19 protein-coding genes and 2 pseudogenes are annotated in these 18,093 nt (G+C 57.2%); 13 read left to right on the plus strand and 8 right to left on the minus strand.

Annotated elements, in window-relative coordinates; genetic code table 11:
- A pseudogene (locus tag MHM85_RS13275) lies at positions 1–131 on the plus strand (IS481 family transposase); the annotation flags it as partial.
- Here MHM85_RS13275 and MHM85_RS18420 read toward each other — a convergent pair.
- A pseudogene (locus MHM85_RS18420) lies at positions 123–326 on the minus strand (porin); the annotation flags it as partial. The pseudogenes MHM85_RS13275 and MHM85_RS18420 sit on opposite strands and share 9 nt — an antisense overlap.
- Positions 327–731: 405 nt before the next feature.
- Here MHM85_RS18420 and MHM85_RS13285 point away from each other — a divergent pair.
- Together MHM85_RS13285 and MHM85_RS13290 are read left to right on the plus strand one after the other, a co-directional pair.
- Positions 732–1,895: a glycosyltransferase family 1 protein gene (locus MHM85_RS13285; RefSeq protein WP_219862419.1), complete on the plus strand. Its 1,164-nt coding sequence runs from the start codon at positions 732–734 to the stop codon at positions 1,893–1,895.
- Positions 1,858–2,397 carry a phosphatase PAP2 family protein gene (locus MHM85_RS13290; RefSeq protein ID WP_219862417.1) on the plus strand — a complete coding sequence of 180 codons (540 nt, stop codon included), beginning with the start codon at positions 1,858–1,860 and terminating at the stop codon, positions 2,395–2,397. The genes MHM85_RS13285 and MHM85_RS13290 overlap by 38 nt, the downstream gene beginning before the upstream one ends.
- Before the next feature lie 131 nt (positions 2,398–2,528).
- Here MHM85_RS13290 and MHM85_RS18425 read toward each other — a convergent pair whose 3' ends face one another.
- Positions 2,529–2,660 (minus strand): hypothetical protein, encoded by a 132-nt coding sequence (locus tag MHM85_RS18425; RefSeq protein ID WP_255303963.1) that lies wholly within the window; start codon positions 2,658–2,660, stop codon positions 2,529–2,531.
- A 692-nt stretch (positions 2,661–3,352) separates the two neighbouring features.
- Here MHM85_RS18425 and MHM85_RS13295 point away from each other — a divergent pair.
- The 4 genes from MHM85_RS13295 to MHM85_RS13310 all read left to right on the plus strand — a co-directional run bounded on the left by MHM85_RS13295 (position 3,353) and on the right by MHM85_RS13310 (position 5,145).
- Positions 3,353–3,484: an entericidin A/B family lipoprotein gene (locus tag MHM85_RS13295; protein ID WP_139527897.1), complete on the plus strand. Its 132-nt coding sequence runs from the start codon at positions 3,353–3,355 to the stop codon at positions 3,482–3,484.
- Between the two features lie 5 nt (positions 3,485–3,489).
- A complete protein-coding gene (locus MHM85_RS13300; protein ID WP_139528004.1) occupies positions 3,490–4,020 on the plus strand; it encodes a YqiA/YcfP family alpha/beta fold hydrolase in 531 nt (176 codons plus the stop codon).
- Positions 4,021–4,094: 74 nt separating this feature from the next.
- Positions 4,095–4,271 carry a DUF6435 family protein gene (locus MHM85_RS13305; protein WP_139527896.1) on the plus strand — a complete coding sequence of 59 codons (177 nt, stop codon included), beginning with the start codon at positions 4,095–4,097 and terminating at the stop codon, positions 4,269–4,271.
- Positions 4,272–4,275: 4 nt separating this feature from the next.
- Entirely contained in the window at positions 4,276–5,145 is an 870-nt protein-coding gene (locus MHM85_RS13310) for a ChaN family lipoprotein (protein ID WP_219862412.1), read from the plus strand.
- Here MHM85_RS13310 and ntrC read toward each other — a convergent pair.
- From ntrC to glnA, 4 genes are all read right to left on the minus strand, one after another.
- A complete protein-coding gene (gene ntrC, locus MHM85_RS13315; protein ID WP_139527895.1) occupies positions 5,142–6,572 on the minus strand; it encodes a nitrogen regulation protein NR(I) in 1,431 nt (476 codons plus the stop codon). The genes MHM85_RS13310 and ntrC overlap by 4 nt on opposite strands.
- On the minus strand, positions 6,569–7,627 hold the full coding sequence (gene glnL / locus MHM85_RS13320) for a nitrogen regulation protein NR(II) (protein ID WP_139528002.1): 1,059 nt from the start codon (positions 7,625–7,627) through the stop codon (positions 6,569–6,571). The genes ntrC and glnL overlap by 4 nt, the downstream gene beginning before the upstream one ends.
- A 206-nt stretch (positions 7,628–7,833) precedes the next feature.
- Positions 7,834–8,376 (minus strand): DUF4124 domain-containing protein, encoded by a 543-nt coding sequence (locus MHM85_RS13325; RefSeq protein ID WP_153843221.1) that lies wholly within the window; start codon positions 8,374–8,376, stop codon positions 7,834–7,836.
- An 89-nt stretch (positions 8,377–8,465) separates the two neighbouring features.
- Positions 8,466–9,872, minus strand: coding sequence for a glutamate--ammonia ligase (gene glnA / locus MHM85_RS13330; RefSeq protein WP_139527893.1), 1,407 nt, complete (start codon positions 9,870–9,872; stop codon positions 8,466–8,468).
- Between the two features lie 555 nt (positions 9,873–10,427).
- On the opposite strand from glnA, the gene MHM85_RS13335 reads away from it, so the two are divergent.
- Complete coding sequence (locus MHM85_RS13335; protein WP_219862410.1) at positions 10,428–11,021, plus strand: hypothetical protein; 594 nt, start codon at positions 10,428–10,430, stop codon at positions 11,019–11,021.
- A 58-nt stretch (positions 11,022–11,079) separates the two neighbouring features.
- Here MHM85_RS13335 and MHM85_RS13340 read toward each other — a convergent pair whose 3' ends face one another.
- The gene (locus MHM85_RS13340; RefSeq protein ID WP_219862408.1) at positions 11,080–12,105 is read right to left on the minus strand and encodes an acyltransferase; all 1,026 of its coding nucleotides are present in this window, start codon (positions 12,103–12,105) and stop codon (positions 11,080–11,082) included.
- A gap of 199 nt (positions 12,106–12,304) precedes the next feature.
- On the opposite strand from MHM85_RS13340, the gene MHM85_RS13345 reads away from it, so the two are divergent.
- On the plus strand, positions 12,305–13,204 hold the full coding sequence (locus MHM85_RS13345) for an alpha/beta hydrolase-fold protein (protein ID WP_239286245.1): 900 nt from the start codon (positions 12,305–12,307) through the stop codon (positions 13,202–13,204).
- Here the strand turns inward: MHM85_RS13345 and MHM85_RS13350 are convergent.
- The gene (locus tag MHM85_RS13350; RefSeq protein ID WP_219862406.1) at positions 13,153–14,787 is read right to left on the minus strand and encodes a sensor domain-containing diguanylate cyclase; all 1,635 of its coding nucleotides are present in this window, start codon (positions 14,785–14,787) and stop codon (positions 13,153–13,155) included. The two genes, MHM85_RS13345 and MHM85_RS13350, sit on opposite strands and share 52 nt — an antisense overlap.
- Before the next feature lie 146 nt (positions 14,788–14,933).
- Here MHM85_RS13350 and MHM85_RS13355 point away from each other — a divergent pair, with 146 nt between their 5' ends.
- The 4 genes from MHM85_RS13355 to MHM85_RS13370 all read left to right on the plus strand — a co-directional run bounded on the left by MHM85_RS13355 (position 14,934) and on the right by MHM85_RS13370 (position 18,091).
- Positions 14,934–15,245, plus strand: coding sequence for a hypothetical protein (locus tag MHM85_RS13355; RefSeq protein WP_139527890.1), 312 nt, complete (start codon positions 14,934–14,936; stop codon positions 15,243–15,245).
- 337 nt (positions 15,246–15,582) lie between these two features.
- Complete coding sequence (locus MHM85_RS13360) at positions 15,583–16,200, plus strand: hypothetical protein (RefSeq protein ID WP_239286301.1); 618 nt, start codon at positions 15,583–15,585, stop codon at positions 16,198–16,200.
- Between the two features lie 282 nt (positions 16,201–16,482).
- Complete coding sequence (locus tag MHM85_RS13365) at positions 16,483–17,217, plus strand: ABC transporter ATP-binding protein (RefSeq protein ID WP_239286303.1); 735 nt, start codon at positions 16,483–16,485, stop codon at positions 17,215–17,217.
- The gene (locus tag MHM85_RS13370) at positions 17,201–18,091 is read left to right on the plus strand and encodes a metal ABC transporter permease (protein WP_239286247.1); all 891 of its coding nucleotides are present in this window, start codon (positions 17,201–17,203) and stop codon (positions 18,089–18,091) included. Before MHM85_RS13365 ends, MHM85_RS13370 begins: the two co-directional genes overlap by 17 nt.
- The last annotated feature ends 2 nt before the right edge of the window (positions 18,092–18,093 follow it).

Genomic DNA, 18,093 nt, shown 5'->3' on the forward strand with positions numbered 1-18,093 from the left:
TGTACAATCACCACATCCCGCAAAAGGCGCTGCACCATCAATCACCGGTTGCGATGATGAAGGAATGGCAGGCCAAACGTCCTGAGTTATTTACCAAGCGGGTGGTTAATCACACGGGACCCGACACGTAAACGAGAGCCAAAGTTGCGAAACTCTTCACTATTATCAACGTTGTTTTCTTCTGCGCCGCCACCTTCGAACCCCATGGCAATACGGCCATAGATATCCAGCGTAGTGCCATCTTGATCATACACCATCGCCGCTTGGGCAGCAGAGGCACCCAGTAAACCGCTAACGGCCAGAGCAAGTGTCGTTTTCTTAAACATGATGGATCCCTTTAGATTCGCCCGTGCTTGTTATCAGCACTTATTGAGCCAGAGTAAAGCGTTAATTCGCCATTCAAGTCATTAAGACTATACATTGTAAAGTCACGACCGAAGCATTGACTGCTTCGTCATCGGCTACCTTAGAGAAGGTATATGTCATTCTTCTTAAAGTTTTATTTTATTTATGTCTATTTCATCAATAAAAACTTAAATAAAAATGTCCTCAAAAATTAACATTTATCTGTTATCCAAAATAAACGTTTCAACTTATAGTGAGACCTACAATTAAAACGTCGAACACGCTGCGCCCAGCCGCGCTGTCATCGCTTGTTCACCTACCTGACTCGTCAATGTCATTGTGGCTGCGCACTATGTTCGCAAACGTGATAAAGGGATGAATCGCACATGCGGCTCTGTATCGTTAGCGAAACATGGTCACCAGAAATCAACGGCGTTGCCCACACGCTCAGCCGGTTGTGCCGTGAATTACAGCGCCTGGGGGTCACAGTGGATGTGATTCGACCGACGCCTAAAACCGCTGGCGCTGCCCAAGACGCCGGGCACGAGCTACAGGTGAATCGCTGTTCGATTCCCGGCTACCGTGACGTGCAGGTGGGCTTTGCTCGCCACGCCACGGTGCGTCGCTTTTGGCAACAGCATCGACCCGACGTGGTCTACCTGGCCACGCAAGGCCCGCTTGGCTGGGCAGCACGGCAGGCCGCCTTGCGGCTCCAGCTTCCGTTAGTCGCGGGATGGCACACCAATTTCGACCACTATTGCCACGATTACGGGGTTTCTTGGCTGTCGTCCGCCACACGCCGCTATTTGCGTTACTTTCATAACGGCTGCGCGCTGACGCTAGTCCCCACCCAGCAGCAGGCAACGTTACTGCGCCAGCAGGGCATCCGCGACGTGCAGGTGCTGTCTCGGGGTATCGATGGCGAACACTTCTCGCCCGCCTCTCGTGATGACGCACTCCGGCTGCAGTGGGGCGTTAGTGAACACCAGCCAGTGGCCCTCTACGTAGGGCGCATTGCACCAGAAAAAAATCTCACCTTACTTCAGGAAACACTGCAAGCCATGCGCGATGTGCGCCCCGACATGGCGCTTGTGGTGGTCGGCGATGGTCCAGGGAGATCACAGTTAGAAAAAGCACTACCTGACGCGTATTTCACAGGCTTCATCGATAAGCAGGCATTGGCTCGGCACTATGCCAGTGCGGATATGTTCGTGTTTCCATCACTGTCGGAAACCTGGGGAAATGTGGTCACCGAAGCCATGGCCAGCGGGTTAGCGGTGGTGGCATACCGTCATGCCGCCAGCGCCGAACTGATCCAGAGCGGGCACAACGGTATCACGGTCGAACCCAACGATGCCGTGGCGTTTCAACAGGCGGCCGTCGCGCTTTGCCAGCATCCCGCCGAATACGCACGACTAGGAAGGATTGCCCGTTTACGCGCCCTAGAACAGAGCTGGTCGGGCATCGCGGAGCAATTTCTGCGCTACCTCAACGAGGCCCAGGAGGCTAATCATGCGAGCTCGTCCGCTTGTCGTATTCGATCGTCTTGATCTATGGGAGTGGCGGTTTTGCCAACGAGTCACTCACCTCTCGCTCTATCGCCCCTGGCGGCTGACCCTGCAAGCGGCCAGTAAACTGGGCGATTGGCCCGTTTGGGTGCTACTGATTACAGCGCAGCCCTGGCTACAACCCAATGGATGGGGGCGCATTTTGCAGTACACGCTGATCGCGCTCATAGCCATTACGGTCTACAAACTGGTCAAAACGAAACTGTGCCGCGAACGTCCTTTCATTACGTATTTGGGCGGCGTGCACTGCGGTGAGCCTGCCCGAGACCGCTACAGTTTTCCTAGCGGCCACACCATGCATGCCGTCATGTTTAGCGTCTTGGTGGCTGCCCATACGCCCTGGTTACTGCCCATCGTTTTACCACTCAGCCTGCTGATTGCCATTTCTCGCGTAGGACTTGGGCTGCACTACGTCAGTGACGTTCTGGTCGGCGGTGTCATGGGCTATGGCTTTGCACTGTTGAGCCTTTACTGGATGGGCTAGCCTCGGCCGTTACTACGACAAGACGCCATCACCGCTCTGGGGCTACGCACAAAAAAAGCCGCGCGCTCTATCGCTCATGAAATAGCGATGGAGCGCGCGGCTTTGTGATGCGAACGGTCAACGTGGCGGTACTACCTATCGGGCGGAATATCGTCACGTTCTTCGGTCGCCGCCATCAAGGATGTCTTGAACATCATGTATACGCCGACCCCGGAAAATCCCAGAAACAGGACGAACATGCCCAACATCAGTACCATCGCCATAGCGCTTGTCCCTGAAAGTACGCGGTTGCTACGTTGACGTCTTCTAACCGCTGAATTTTGGTTTAACCGAAAGGATAGACCAAAACCCCTTCTTCATCTGTACAAGTGCTGTTCAAATAACGCTGTAAATATTAAAAAATAGAGAAATCAGAGAGTTACTCGTTAAAAATTGACGCAAAAAAACCATCCCGCCGAAGCGAGATGGCTGTTTTGCACCGCTGCCACTCCCTGGCGTCGATGACCAACACATCCTGTGTTGATAAGAGTGAGCAGGCTGAGTGTCCTTTCACTTCCCTGGTGCTGATTGGGCGTCCTGCCCTCCTTGATTGCTTGTCAGCCTGCTCACGCTGTTAAAGGGTGGTGCTGACGTCATACTCTTCATAACACTCAATGTATTGCAGACTCTAGGCCATCGTTCGAAAAAACAAAATAAAAAAATACAAAACAATAACTTAGAAAAAAATACTCGCTGCCAAGTTAAGCACAGAAGCGTCCACGAGGGAGAATCTTTATGTATCGAACTGACACATGCGACAAATTCGCACGAGCTGCCCCCGTCCTTTGGCACATGAGACGTTAGCTCATCGTGACAAAATCCCTCGTTTCACGGTAGCGGTCGATGACAACAACGCTTATGTTACTTATCACACTCTCACGCTCGCATGGGCATACTTAGGCATGAGGAAAGGCCGATGAAACGTACCGTCGCACTGGGCATTTTGCTGCTGGCAACGCTGTTGGTGCTGGGTGGCTGCAATACCGTTCGCGGAATGGGGCAAGATATCGAACAAGGCGGTGAAGCCATTCAGCGGTCGGCGGATTGACCATGATGATGACTGTCTACCTTTCACATGGCTTGGAAAGTGGCCCGGGCGCACTAAAGATGCAAGCGCTCAAGGGCATTGCCGAACAGCTAGATGACTGTGAGCCAGTCGTCATGGATTACCGGGGCATGGACGAGCCAGCCCAGCGGCTGGCTCATCTACAGCAGGCACTTCAGAAGCGCGGCGATGATCCCTCACGTTGCGTCATGGCAGGGTCTAGCCTTGGTGGCTGGTTAAGCGCCGCCGTCAGTGCTCGGACACCAGTCCTGGGCTGTTTTTTGCTTGCCCCTGCGCTTGGCTTACCCAAATACCCCGAAACATCCCCCACCATTCAAGCGCGGCACACGCATATCATTCACGGTTGGCAGGATGATGTGGTACCTCCTGGCCCCGTTATTGAACGCGCCCAGGCACAGCGATTGTCACTCAGGATGATCGACGACGATCATCGTCTGCATAACAGTTTGGAGACGATCTTGGTTGATTTTCGTCGTTTTTTAACGCTATGCGCGACGAGTGAGCGCGGCGCTACATAAAATAAGAACGATTAAGAGTCGACATTGTCACCTCATGGCTATACAAATAGTGTACACACAAAAGGAGAGTGATCATGTTCGGTCTATTTAATCGCGACCCTCAAAAAAAGCTTCAGCAAGCCTATGAGCGTAAGCTTCAAGCGGCGATGGAGGCGTCCCGCAACGGTGATATGCGAGCCAACGCCACGCTGACCGAAGAAGCAGAAGCACTTTTGGCCGAGATCAACCGGCTCAAAGCTCAGAAGGGCTAACACAATGCGCCCCACGTGGCCATGGATTCTGCTGACGATGGCACTTGCCACGGGACACGCCTATGGCGATTGCCCGTCACCAGGGCAGTGGTGGCAAGCAGACGGTGCCGTGGGCGCACCAACGCTGCTTGCCCAGGCCGCTCGACAGCAGGTCGTACTACTGGGCGAACAGCACGACGTCGAGGATCATCACCGCTGGCAGCTGCACACGCTCGCAGGGCTGCATGCTCTCCGCGAAGATATGGTGGTTGGCTTGGAGATGCTGCCAAGAAGCGCTCAGCCGGTGTTAGACCGCTGGGTAGCGGGCGAGCTGACCGAGACAGAGCTGCTGGCCGAAAGCCGCTGGGATGACGCGTGGGGATTCGATGCCGAGCTCTACTTGCCCATTCTTCACTTCGCGCGACTGCAAGCGATTCCGCTGGTGGCTCTCAACATCAAGCCAGAATTGCGCCAACGGCTCGTTCAAGAAGGCTTTGATCGTGTCCCCGCTGACCAGCGCTACGGGATTCCTACCCCAATACCCGCCAGTTCAGTCTATCAGCAGCGTTTGACCGAGGTATTCGAGCAGCATGGCATGGGGCAAGGGGACCCTGCCATGCTAGCCCGCTTCACCCAAGCGCAGCTCACCTGGGATACCGCCATGGCCCACGGGCTTGCAGGCGCCGTCAAAGAGGGTGCGTTAGCCGTTGGCTTAATGGGCCTTGGTCACGTCACCTATGGCCACGGCGTAGAGCACCAACTCGAAGGGATGGGGATTCGACACACCCTCAGCCTACTGCCGTGGGATCAGGCAGAGTGCCGCCTCCCAGACCCCGCGCTTGCCGATGCCGTCTTTGTTCTACCTCCAGCCCTTACCCACGAGCCCACGAATTAGGCGTCATCCGCCAACGCAGGCAGCAGCGTTTTAAGCTTGCGTGTCAAGGTGTTGCGCCCCCAGCCCAGCAGCTCGGCGGCTTCGCCTTTACGCCCGCCGGTGTGCTTGAGCGCCGTCTCGATCAAAATGCGCTCGAAGTCAGGAACGGCCTCTTCTAGCAAATGGGTATGCCCTTCGGCCAGCGCATGATCGGCCCAATCACGGAACGCCGAGCGCCAGTCGCCATGGACGCTGCTCTCTGACGTGCCGACGGTGCGTAGCTCCGGAGGCAAATCTTCGACCAGAATCTCCCGACCGGAAGCCATCACCGTTAGCCATCGGCAAATGTTCTCGAGCTGACGGACGTTACCGGGCCACGGCAGGCGGGTCAGATGCGCTTCTGCTTCGGGGGTCAATACTTTAATGTCGGTGGACAACTCCTTGGCGGCTTCGGCCAAAAAGTGCCGGGTGAGGCGTGGAATATCCTCGCGCCGCTCGGCCAAACGCGGAAGATGGACACGAATCACGTTCAGGCGGTGAAACAAGTCTTCACGAAAGCGCCCATCGTCGACGAGTGATTCAAGGTTCTGGTGCGTTGCCGCGATGATCCGTACATCGACGTTCACCGGCGTATGCCCGCCCACCCGATAAAACTCGCCATCGGCCAGCACGCGCAGTAGGCGGGTTTGCGTTTCGGCGGGCATGTCGCCGATCTCATCGAGAAACAGCGTGCCGCCATTGGCCTGCTCGAAACGCCCCTGGCGCTGCTGCGCAGCACCAGTAAACGCGCCTTTCTCGTGGCCGAACAGTTCTGATTCGATCAAATCGCGCGGAATCGCCGCCATATTCAAGGCAATGAACGGCTTTCCCGAGCGCGGACTATGCTGATGCAGCGCCTGGGCCACGCGCTCCTTGCCCGTACCCGACTCACCGTTGATCAGTACCGTGATATGCGAATGGGAGAGCCGTCCAATCGCCCGGAAGACCTCTTGCATAGCCGGCGCTTCACCGATGATCTCGGCGCTAAGACCTTCCGGCACACTCACCGGCCGCTGCCGTTCACGCGCATGGGCAACGGCCCGGCGCACCAGCGCGAGCGCTTCATCCACATCGAACGGCTTGGGCAAGTACTCGAATGCCCCGCCTTGATAGGAGGCGACAGCGCTGTCGAGATCGGAGTGCGCGGTCATGACGATCACAGGCAAATCCGGATGGGCATCACGCACCCGTGCCATTAAATCCAACCCGTCGATGCCCGGCATACGGATATCGGTGACCAGCACATCCGGCGGGCTCTCCAGCAAGCGTGCGAGCGCCGTATCGGCACGCTCGATACACTCGACCTCCAGATCGGGTTGCGCCAGAGCGCGCTCCAATACCCAGCGGATAGCGCGGTCATCATCGACAATAACCACTCGTGCAACATCGGTACGTGTCGCCTCAGTCATGACGCTTCTCCGGTGCAATTAATGACCAATGGAATCAGTAAACGAAATTCGGTGTGTCCGGGACGAGAGTCGCATTCGATCAATCCTTGATGTTGGTGCAGTATTGACTGGGCAATCGATAGCCCCAGACCGCTCCCTTCTGCGCGGCCGGAGACCATCGGGTAAAAAAGGGTGTCGCGTAGCGACTCGGGGATGCCAGGACCGTTATCGATGATGCCGACTTCGCTCACCAGGCGGTGCCGCTCGGCTCCCAAAGTGAATTGGCGGCGCGCACGGGTACGCAGTGTCAGTTCGGGCGCGGGCGTACCTGCATCGCTCATGGCTTGCACCGCGTTGCGGGCCACGTTGAGCACTGCTTGGATCATCTGCGCCTCATCACCGGACAGGTCCGGTAGGCTCGGGTCATAGTCGCGGCTGACGACCACATGAGGATGCTCGGCGATCAGCAGCGCCCTTACGCGCTCCAACACTTTATGAATGTTGACCGGCTCATGCTTGACGATACGGTTCGGCCCTAGCATGGAGTCGACCAAGTCACGCAAGCGGTCAACCTCTTCCACGATGATATGGGTAAACTCGCGCAGGGCCGGGTCATCCAGGTCTCGCTCTAACAGCTGCGCGGCACCGCGAATGCCCCCTAGCGGATTTTTCACCTCGTGGGCCAACCCCCGCGCCAGCACTTTGATGGTTTCTTGGCGGGTGGTAAGGGCCTCCTCTCGGGAGATTTGCATCAACCGATCCCGCGGCTCGACTTCCAACAGCAGCTCGTCGGCCGACAGCGGTGTCACGGTGTAATCGACGGTCAGCGGCTCGCTATTGAGCGGCGTGATACGCGCTTCACGCTGTGTATAGGGATGAAACGCATCGCGTGCTTTGGCCAGCACGTCGTCGATGCTTTCGTCACCGCCCAGCAGCGTATCGAGACTGATCCCCTGTACGCGGCTAAAGCTCACGGCCAGCAGCGCTTCCGCCGCCGGGTTCATCCAGCGAACGCGGAGTTCACCGTCGAGCAACAGGACTGCTGTGGTGAGGTGTTCGAGCAAGCGCTGATACATGGCGTGTCCTGAAACGTCGCTTCGATCAATACACATGGCACTGATCCATCAAAAGAGGTATGCGAGAGGATCTGCAAAAAGCGCGCCAATTCGACGCAAGCGGCGGCATGCACGGCTTGTGGGCAGATAGCGGGGAGATGACGAGCCTTAATAGCGCAATGAGCCGCCTAGCCCACCGCCTCATTGCACCATTGTAGTGCACTCGATTAATCAGTGATAAAAATAGTCACCGGATCGGTGCGGTGCTGCACACGGCCCTGGCTATCCAACAACTCCGCATGAATATGGTGCGCTCCCACAGGTAACCCCGCCAGCCAGAAGGCGTCGCTATGCAGGGCGGATTGGCTCAGTTCGCCATTCACCCTCAGTTGAATTTGGTGGTCGTCCCGCAGTGGCGGCACCACCTGCACTTCCACTGGCGTCATGCCGCCCCGAACGGCGCTGCTGTTTGCCGGGTTGACGATGGTAAAGCGGTCATAAGGCATAAACGGTTGCCCGGGATGGCTCTGAGTGCGGCCCGGGGTTCGGCTGTCAGGTGGGGCAGAGCGCACCGTCGTCACGCTGGGCAGCGGTGCCAACGTGACGGCTTCACCGCCACGTTCTGGGTTGTCGGTAAACGTTACCTTGCCCTGGGCGTCCACCACGCGATACACCGTTTGCCCCAGCGCCGCGCTTACCCACATCCCCAATAGCAGTGCAGCACCTGTGGATAATCCTCTTGCATAGCGCACGTGCCAGCGACGGATCATGACGTCTTCCTCCCTTTTCCTTACCTCGCCTCAACGAAAAAACCCCGCCGAGGCGGGGTTTTCAGGCTAACGACACCTCAAGGGTGATCTTAGCAGCTGTAGTACATGTCGAACTCGATCGGGTGAGTCGTCATGCGAATACGCTCGACGTCTTCCATCTTCAGTTCGATGTAGGCATCGATCATGTCGTCGGTGAACACGCCGCCTTCGGTCAGGAACGCACGGTCAGCGTCGAGCGCTTCCAGGGCTTGATCCAGGCTGTTGGCCACGGTCGGGACGGACTTGCCTTCCTCGGGCGGCAGGTCGTACAGGTTCTTGTCCATGGCATCGCCAGGATGGATCTTGTTCTTGATACCATCGATACCCGCCATCAGCATCGCCGCGAACGCCAGGTAGGGGTTGGCGGTCGGGTCGGGGAAGCGCGTCTCGACACGCTTGCCTTTCGGGCTAGCGGTGTACGGAATACGGATGGACGCAGAACGGTTACGGGCGCTGTAGGCCAGCATGACCGGCGCTTCGAAACCCGGCACCAGACGCTTGTACGAGTTGGTAGAGGCGTTGGTGAAGGCGTTCAGCGCGCGAGCGTGCTTGATGATACCGCCAATGTAGTACAGCGCCATTTCGGACAGGCCCGCGTACTCGTCGCCAGCGAACTGGTTCTGGCCATCTTTCCAGAACGACTGGTGGACGTGCATGCCCGAGCCGTTGTCGCCCACCAGCGGCTTCGGCATGAAGGTCGCGGTCTTGCCATAAGCGTGCGCCACGTTGTGGATCACGTACTTCATTTCCTGAACTTCGTCGGCTTTCTTCACCAGCGTGTTGAACTTCACGCCGATTTCGTTCTGACCGGCGTTCGCCACTTCGTGGTGGTGAACTTCGACGGTCTGACCGATCGCTTCCAGGGTGTTACACATCGCACCACGGATATCGTGGAAGCTGTCGACCGGGGGTACCGGGAAGTAGCCGCCTTTCACGCGCGGACGGTGGCCCAAGTTGCCGCCTTCTACCTGGTTGCTGGTCGCCCATGCGCCTTCGTCAGAGGTGATTTTGTACATGGCGCCTTGAATGTCGGCTTTCCAGTGCACCTCATCGAAGATGAAGAATTCCGGCTCCGGACCGAAGAAGGCAGTGTCACCCAGGCCAGTCGACTGCAGGTACGCTTCGGCACGCTTGGCGATGGAGCGCGGGTCGCGATCGTAGCCCTGCATAGTGGCCGGCTCGATGATGTCGCAACGCAGAATCAGTGTGGCATCTTCGGTGAAGGGGTCGAGGAAGGCGGTACCGTCTTCCGGACGCAGGATCATGTCAGACTCGTTGATGCCCTTCCAGCCGTTGATGGAAGAACCATCGAACATCTGGCCGTTTTCAAAAAACTCTTCGTTCACGTCGCGTGCCGGTACGGTGACGTGCTGCTCTTTACCGCGCGTGTCGGTGAAACGCAGATCTACCCACTTAACATCATGTTCTTCGATTAGCGCGAGAGTCTTGGCTGACATAGTGTCCTCCGGTATGAGCGTGGCTTAAAGCGTGTAACTGTAAGCGATCGATAAAGGTGTTATTCAACAAATCGTTCAACACGCGGCTGCATGTGGCGCGTTTGTCTTTTTTGTTCGCTCAACGTTTGTTCGACGATGGATAACAAACCGCCCAGCGATCATTTCAGACCGGCTATCGTTGTAGCACGCCTGGAGGCGTCTGCCTACGCTTCAATAGCCGCTGATGAAACTACCTATGGCTTATAAGCACAGAGCATGCCAACTCTGCACCATAATGGAAAAAAATATCAACAACTCTTTGTTTTCAAATATGAAAAATGACTCATCCCATGCGTCTTAATGCAGCAAGGGAGTGGCAATTGCTTTTTCAAACGCCTAGACCGTCATTTCCTCGCACACCTTTGGTGCAAATAGCACTCAAGCCGCACCAAAATGATTAACTCGCCAGCCTCACTGTTTTTTTCGTTAAAAAACTTTCTCTTGCTACGTAAAGAAACCCACATCTACAATCAATTACAAACAGAGATGCTTTCATAACAAAAGGAAGCCGCGTGCATGGGTACGGTCTGCTTTATCGTTGATGCTTCAGTGACAGGAGCTTTGCTACCCCGCCACCTGCGCTCGATTCGCCAATCCGGTCTTGCTGACCACGCCCTACCCATTATCGTGACCTGTGCTCACTCGGATGAACGGCTCACCGATCTCGAAAAGCGTTACCACGCGCACGGCTTGGTGACACCTGCCCATACCCTAGGTGCACGCCTCAACCAAGCAGCGTATCTTAGCCAGGCAGACTGGCTGCTGATTGCGCTGCATAAAGAACCCATGGCGGCGCAGCTTTGGTACCTACTCTATCCACAGCTAGACACGGCGACGGATGCGCTGCTCATCAACGCCGCCACTCCCCGCTTTTCGGAACGCCTGTTGCTGCACTTTCTCAGCTCGGCGGTGACCGTTCCCCCCTATATTGCCATTCGCCGTGCGTGGTTGGAGCGAATCGGAGGCTTCGATCCAGAGCTCGATGAGCCTGCTCTGCTCGACTTTTTACAGCGCCTATACGCCTGCCCTACGCGTTTAAAAACGCTAAGCGGCGAGTCGCTTGGGCTTGCTCGAGGCTCGCCACACAGCCGCTCACCCACCTCCTCTTAGCGCCTGCCCCTTTTTGACTCTTAACGCCAACCTCACACCCACCAACCCATCGAACCGTTCATATTTTTAAACGTTTACCCAGCAACATGGCACCCAATGTGGTGGTATTGGCTACTTTGTTGAGCAGAATCGATCCCACACTACCCACCATGATGAGCAACAGCGCATAAACCGCCAGGGGCAACGTAGAAATGCCCACTAGCGTATCGGTGAGCGTAAAAAACATAGGATGCGCTAGATAAATACCAAACGAGTAAGCATTGATATAGCGCACCCATCCAGGCGCTTTACGCCCTTTTAAGCCACGCATCAATGCCAGCGTGAACAGCACAAAAAAGGGAATGACCCACACCTCTTTCGAGGAGAACGACAGCCGATACTCGAACGTGGCCAGCACGATCAAGCCAACGAACAACAAAAGCCAACGTGGTTGCGAGAGGGTTTGTAGCCAAACGGGCCGTTCGATCAACTGGCTAGAAGGCGTTAAGGGGTAATAGCGCACCAGCACTAGCGCCAAGAAGAACAGATAGATCCAACCCAACGGAGCCACCCAAAGCAAATAGCCCGGCGGCTCAATAGCCAACGCATACGCCACCCCCCAATATGCCATACTCACCAAGCAAGCTCCCCATAGCCAAGGAACCGGATGCAAGCGCCATAGCTGCCAACGAGTAAAGGCCCAATAAGCGGCATAGAACTGCATGGCGATGATCAAAAAATAGCCATGCCAGCCCGCATAAATAAAGTAGGCTTTTGCGTTCTCCCAAACATTCACGGCGCTGTCGCTGCCCGCCAGTTGCCACCACTGGGCAGTGGAATAGATGAACCCGTACGTTAAATAGGGCAGCATGACGTACTTCACTCGCTGCCATAGAAAACCTGGCGGTACTTGCTTGTCATAGCGAACGGCAAACACAAAGACCGAAATGAACAGGAATACAGGCGTGCCCAGCACCAGCGGTATGCGCATGAGATCGGTAACGACGTTGTCCACGCGCTGATTCAGGTGATCTAGCCAATGAAAGAGAAACACGGCGACACAGCCGTACGCGCGCAGCCAGTAAATTTCCTCGATTTTCTGCATCGAACCTCCACCAAGCCCCGCTGCTAAGCTGATGTAGGGGCTTACGACAATGAACAGGCTGGCTTACAGCGTTGTCCGACCTTTTAAACGACGGTAAATTCCTGGAGGCCTCGTGTTCGAACAGTCGCTCAGATTCCCGCTTTTACACGCTCTCGGACGCACTGTCTCTGAATGCCTCACCGGCTGGATGCGCGCGATCATGGGCGTTTTTGGTGGGTTGGCACTGAGTAGCGTTGCCCTGGCGGGCGATGTCTCGCGGGCACAGTTCTTTTCACCCACCCTGGGTTATGACTACCCGTATACGATCTATTTACCGGACGCTTATGACCCTCAGGCCTCGGCGCCTTACCCAGTGGTATACCTGCTACATGGGTCATTTGGTAATGAGTTTGACTGGGCAACCAAAGGCAACTTGCCACAAACGGCTGATCGTCTGATCGAGGCTGGGCATCTACCTCCAACGGTATTCGTCATGCCCGGCAGCCGCAGTTGGTGGGTCGATGGACATAATGAAGCTGCCCGTAGCGCTTTTTTCAACGACCTGCTGCCGCATATCGAAGCGACCTATCATGTGGGAACGACGCGCGAGCAACGTGGCGTAGCGGGGCTCTCTGCTGGTGGCTATGGCGCGGTGAATTTCGCCCTCGAACGTCCAGAGCTGTTTGCCGCTGCCGCTGCCCTCAGCCCCGCCAGCTATATCCCTGCGCCACCCAAAAACTCTTCCGCTCACCGACATCCAGCGTTTTTGAATGCGCAGGGCGAGTTCGATCAAGCGCTTTGGGAGCAGCTCAACTACACAGCCCACTTAGAAAGCTACCGCCTACGCGTCACGCCGCGCCCAGAGGCTGAGCAAGGCGACACGCCCCCTGTCCCGTTCTATATCAGCGCCGGACGCCGTGATGTCTATGACGCCGAGTTCCATGCACGCCAGCTGCGCCAAGCCATAGAGCGTATTCAACCTGGTGACGTACGGCTCGACCTCTACCCTGGTGGCCATACTTGGCGCGTCTGGAGAGCCAGCCTACCCGCGGCGCTAAACTTCATGTTTCAGTCTGTCGATGCAACGCCCGCAGTCTTGCCTGATTCACAAGCAGAGTAAAGGATAGCGCGATTACGCCCTTCCGCTTTGGCGCGATACATCGCCTGATCCGCGCAGTGAATCAGGGTGGCCTCATCCTTTGCGTGTAGTGGAAAGAGCGCCACGCCAATACTGGCGGAGACGCATACCTCGCCCACCAACAGCGCAAACGGCTCGGCCAGCGCTGAACAGAGTTGATGCGCGACCGCTAAGGCGTCCTCTTTCATGACCGAACCACCCAGCAGCGCCACGAACTCATCGCCGCCGATTCGTCCTACCATATCGGTGTCCCGCAGCCGGGCGCGCATGCGTTGTGCCGCCGCTTTTAACAACTGGTCGCCAACGGCGTGGCCCCAGCGATCGTTCACCGGCTTGAAGTTGTCCAGGTCAATGAACAAGAAGGCCAACTGGCCCCCCGAGCGCAGCGCCTTGGTCAGCTCGCCAAAAAACATCGCTCGATTGGGCAGGTCGGTCAGCGTATCGTGCTGTGCCAAATGCAGCACCCGCTGCTCCATTTTGTGTCGTGGCGTAATATCGTGAGAGATGCCCATAAAACTGATCACGTTGCCCTGCTCATCCAACAACGGCGCACCGTTGGTAAAGTGCCAGCGCCACTCGCCGTTGGCATGCTGCACACGGTACTCGATCAGCCCTTGCGGCTCGGCCGTCACAAACACGTTTTCGATATAACGACGGCACGCCTCTAAGTCCTCCGGATGCAGAACGAAGCTCATATGCCGCCCGAGCACCTCGTTCACCTCGTGCCCCAATATGCGCGGCCAGTTAGGCGAGATATAGGTCAGCATGCCATCGGCATCGAGGGTGTAAATGATGTCGTTTGCCTGCTCCACCAGTTGGCGAAAGCGCTGCTCGCTGGATTTCAGCGCCGCTTCGAGCGCTTTACGCTGAGTAATATCGTTGGCATACCCCGTCCACAGCACGCTGCCATCGGGCTCGCGGCGGGGTTGGTCACTGGCTTCCACCCACAGCATCTCGCCGTGACGATGAAACATCCGAAACTCCTGTTTCCCTGGCGTCAGCGTGCGAGCGCTTTCCAGCGAGCTTGCGATGACGGTATCGCGGTCTCCAGGATGAATGTTGGCCAGCAATGTTTGCGCATCGGCCAGCGCCTCTTCGACGCTCACCCCAAACATTTCTTCTACCCGCTGGCCAACGTAGGTGTAACGCCAGTGACCCGACAGCGAGTAGTGCAGCTGGTAGATGAATCCCGGCAACTGAGACAGCAGCGCATCCAAAGATTCGCCAAATGGCAGAACCAGCTCATGAAGTGCCCCATACACTGCGCGATACTCGCCCTCTACCACGGGAGAAAGCTGCAGTTGCCAACGCCTTGAGGCATCTGCCCAAGTCACCATCAGCTCCTGCACGGTCTGTTGCTGATCGCAGGCATATACGGCGGCCAGCACGTTATTCACGTCCAATGGAAAACAGCTGGCCAGCGCCATGTAGCTATTATCGTCAACCCAGCCCACCGCGTGCCGAAAGGCCGCGTTTGCATACACGTTCATCGCCTCGTGCGCTGAACGCTCCACCACGAACAGCGGCGTGCTCGACTGCTCAAATAGCGCACGGTACGGATGCATGGCGCCTTCTCCTCCCACGTTCCCCTAGAGGGGTAAGTTAAGCGCATCGACTAGGCGTGTCCACGCACATTGGCCGAGTGCTGCTAACGCACACTACACTGAATGTGCTGGCTTATTTTCTAACGACTCCTGTAAGGACACTGACCATGCATCAACATGTCGAATGGGATGAACCCGGTAGCGCAAGCGTCGCCGCCTTTTTCAAAAACGACCCCGACCACACGCCCCCTTACCCCGGCGCGATTCTCTCCGCTCGCTATCAGGGCCGCATCGTCCGAGTCAAAGTCGAAGCCTACCGGGAAGAAGACGCCGTCAGCATCGGCAGCGTCGCCGCCATTCTCGACCAGCACGGCCACCGCTTTCAGTCGCACAAAAAGCTCAACATCGGTGACATGGTCCGCCTACCCGACGACAAACGCGCCATGGAGCGCTGGGAAGAGGATGAGGAGAAGGAGTAAGTAAAAAAAGCATCGGGGTAGGGGTTCACTGGCCCCGCCCTTGCCTTTCAACTAAAGCTGCCAGAGCATGAGCGAGGCTCACGATGATGCTAGCAGCCCTACGACAATCGAAACCGGCCGAGAACCCCGGGAGTCTCCTGAGCAGTGCCTATACGGCTTTGAAGGAACCATGAGGTTTCAAGTCAACGAGCGTTAGCCAGGACGCTGCCTGCTCCCGCTCTTTTTACAAACGCGTACTCTCCCCATGCTACGCTTAACACTCATTTCTCAGTCTTTCAGGCGGTTCCCCATGCAATTACCCCTTTATTTGCGCGTGCTTTTCGCAGCAGTTCCGCTGATGCTGGCACTGCCCGCCCAGGCGCAGCCAGCGGATGACTGGGCGGCTTACGATGAAGTATTCGAAAGCGGTGCCCAGCAGGCCAACGTTTGGCAGTGGGGATGGACGGGTGTTTATGCCACGAGCCTGGCCTATAACGCCTACCAATCGAGCGAGGCCAGTGATCCGGACGACCGTTTCGATGCCCGCGTTGGCGTGGTGAAATCCGCGTTAGCGCTAGGGGGTATGCTGACTGACCGCCAACCGCATCCGGCGGCGCTGGCGGAGTACGAACGCTTGAAAGCGCAGGGCGATCTGAGCGGCGTACAGGCGCTAGGGCTGTCGCTTGCCCAGGCGGAACGGGAGCGCCGCGGGCTCGAGGCGCGGGTTGGCTCGTTGGTGGTGAATACCGTAGCGGGCGCGGTCATTGCCGCCGACGGTCGTGAGCGCGATGGCGCGATGAACTTTGCGACGGGCATGCTGATCAATGAGCTACAGATTTGGACGCAGCCCCACCAGGCGACCCGCGCTATCAATCGCTTCCAACCCGCCCGCGTATCGCTTGGCCCACTCACGCTGGAAGGCGAGTACGCGCTGTTGGTATCCCCTGAGCAGATTGGCGCCGTTTGGCGTTACTAGGATCACTTGGTATATCTCTCAAACATAAGCTCGCTCATCGTTGTCAGCACGCGATGAGCGCGTAAAATATTCGCCACTTTTTTGGTTTCACCAAACGTTATGTTATAACTTATTTATTGGTAAGTGAGGTTGCTCGATGAGTGAGCACATGCATCGCCATAACAAGGAAGGTCCTTGTCATTTTTCATTGATGTCGCTGTCGGCCACGAAGCGGCTCGGGCTGATGGCGCTGCCGTTGTTGGCCTTGTGGGGGCTGGTGGTATGGGCCAGCGGGTGGCCGCTATGAGCGAGCGTTCACCATCGTGCTTGCAGCTTCACGATCTGCATTTGGCCCAGGGTCGCCGCACGGTGCTCGAGCATGTGGATGGCGATATCAAACCCGGTGCGATTACCGCGCTCATCGGCGCGAACGGGGCCGGTAAAAGTACGCTGATCCAGGCCATCATGGGCGAACTTCGCCCTATTAGTGGCAAGGTGGTGTGTACGGTGGATAACGCTCGCCGCGCTTGGCTACCCCAGCAGTTGGCGCTGGATCTGACCTTTCCGATGAGCGTGGAAGAGCTGGTGATGACTGGCAGTTGGCCAAGCCACGGGGCGCTGAAAGGGTACTGTGCCGCCCATTACCGCAAGGGCCGTGAGATCATGGCGCGCTTGGGCATTTCTCACTTGGCGCACCGCCCCCTGGGCGAGCTGTCCGGTGGCCAGCGCCAGCGGGCGCTGATTGGCCGAACGCTGATGCAAGAGGCAGAACTGCTGCTATTGGATGAGCCGTTTGCCAACGTGGACAGCGACACGGTGGATATCTTGATTCGCATTCTGCGCCAAATGGCCGACGACGGCGTCACGATCATCATCGTGCTGCACGATATGGATCACCTCCGCCGCCTGGCCGATGAGGTACTGATGCTGAGCGCTGGCCACGGCCGCTGGGTCGCCCCCAGCGCGCTCAACCAGCAGCATGCACCCGCCCAAGTGGTGCCGTTTACGCTGGGAGGGCGTCATGCTGGAACTGCTTAATACCTGGTTCGTCAGCCCGTTCGAGTACGGTTTCATGCGCCGCGCCGTGGTCGGCGGGCTCGCGCTCTCCCTGGCCGCCCCGCCGCTGGGGGTGTTTTTGGTGCTGCGTGGCATGAGTCTGATTGGCGATGCCATGGCCCATGCGATTCTGCCCGGCGTGGCGCTGGGCTTTTTGCTGGCGGGCTTTTCGCTACCGGTGATGAGCGTGGGTGGCGTGCTATTTGGGGTGATGGTGGCCTTGCTGGCGGGAGCGGTCTCGAAAATGGGTGGCCAGCGGGAAGATGCCGCCATGGCGAGCTTTTTCATCATTTCCCTGGCTGCTGGGGTCATGCTGATCTCCATGGGGGGCAGCAGCGTGGATTTAACCCACGTACTGTTTGGCTCCATTTTGGCGATCAACTCCACGGCGCTGCTGTTGATTGCGTCGATCAGCACACTGATCGTCATCACCCTGGCGATCATTTTCCGCGCCTTGGTGGTGGAGTGTTTGGACCCGCTATTTTTGCGCGGCCAACACCGTCGCAGTAGCTGGGTACATAGCGTCTTTTTAGGGCTGCTAGTGCTCAACTTGACCGCTGGCTTCCAAACGCTCGGCACGCTGATGGCCGTGGGTTTGATGATGCTGCCTGCCACGGCGGCGCGGTTTTGGAGCAAGCGCTTGGAAGGATTGATGGGGATTGCCGTAGTGCTGGCGATGCTGGCCAGCACCGGCGGGCTGCTGCTGTCGTTCCATTTGGACACGCCATCAGGCCCGAGCATTATCTTGCTGGCCGGGGCGACTTATTTGTTCTCGGCGCTGTTTGGCCGCTACCACAGTTTGGCCGCCAAGCTGCGCCGTAAAACCACGCCGCTGGCGATGGAGCATTCTCACTAGCG

This window comes from Halomonas sp. McD50-4, assembly GCF_022348135.1.
GTDB lineage: Bacteria > Pseudomonadota > Gammaproteobacteria > Pseudomonadales > Halomonadaceae > Vreelandella > Vreelandella piezotolerans.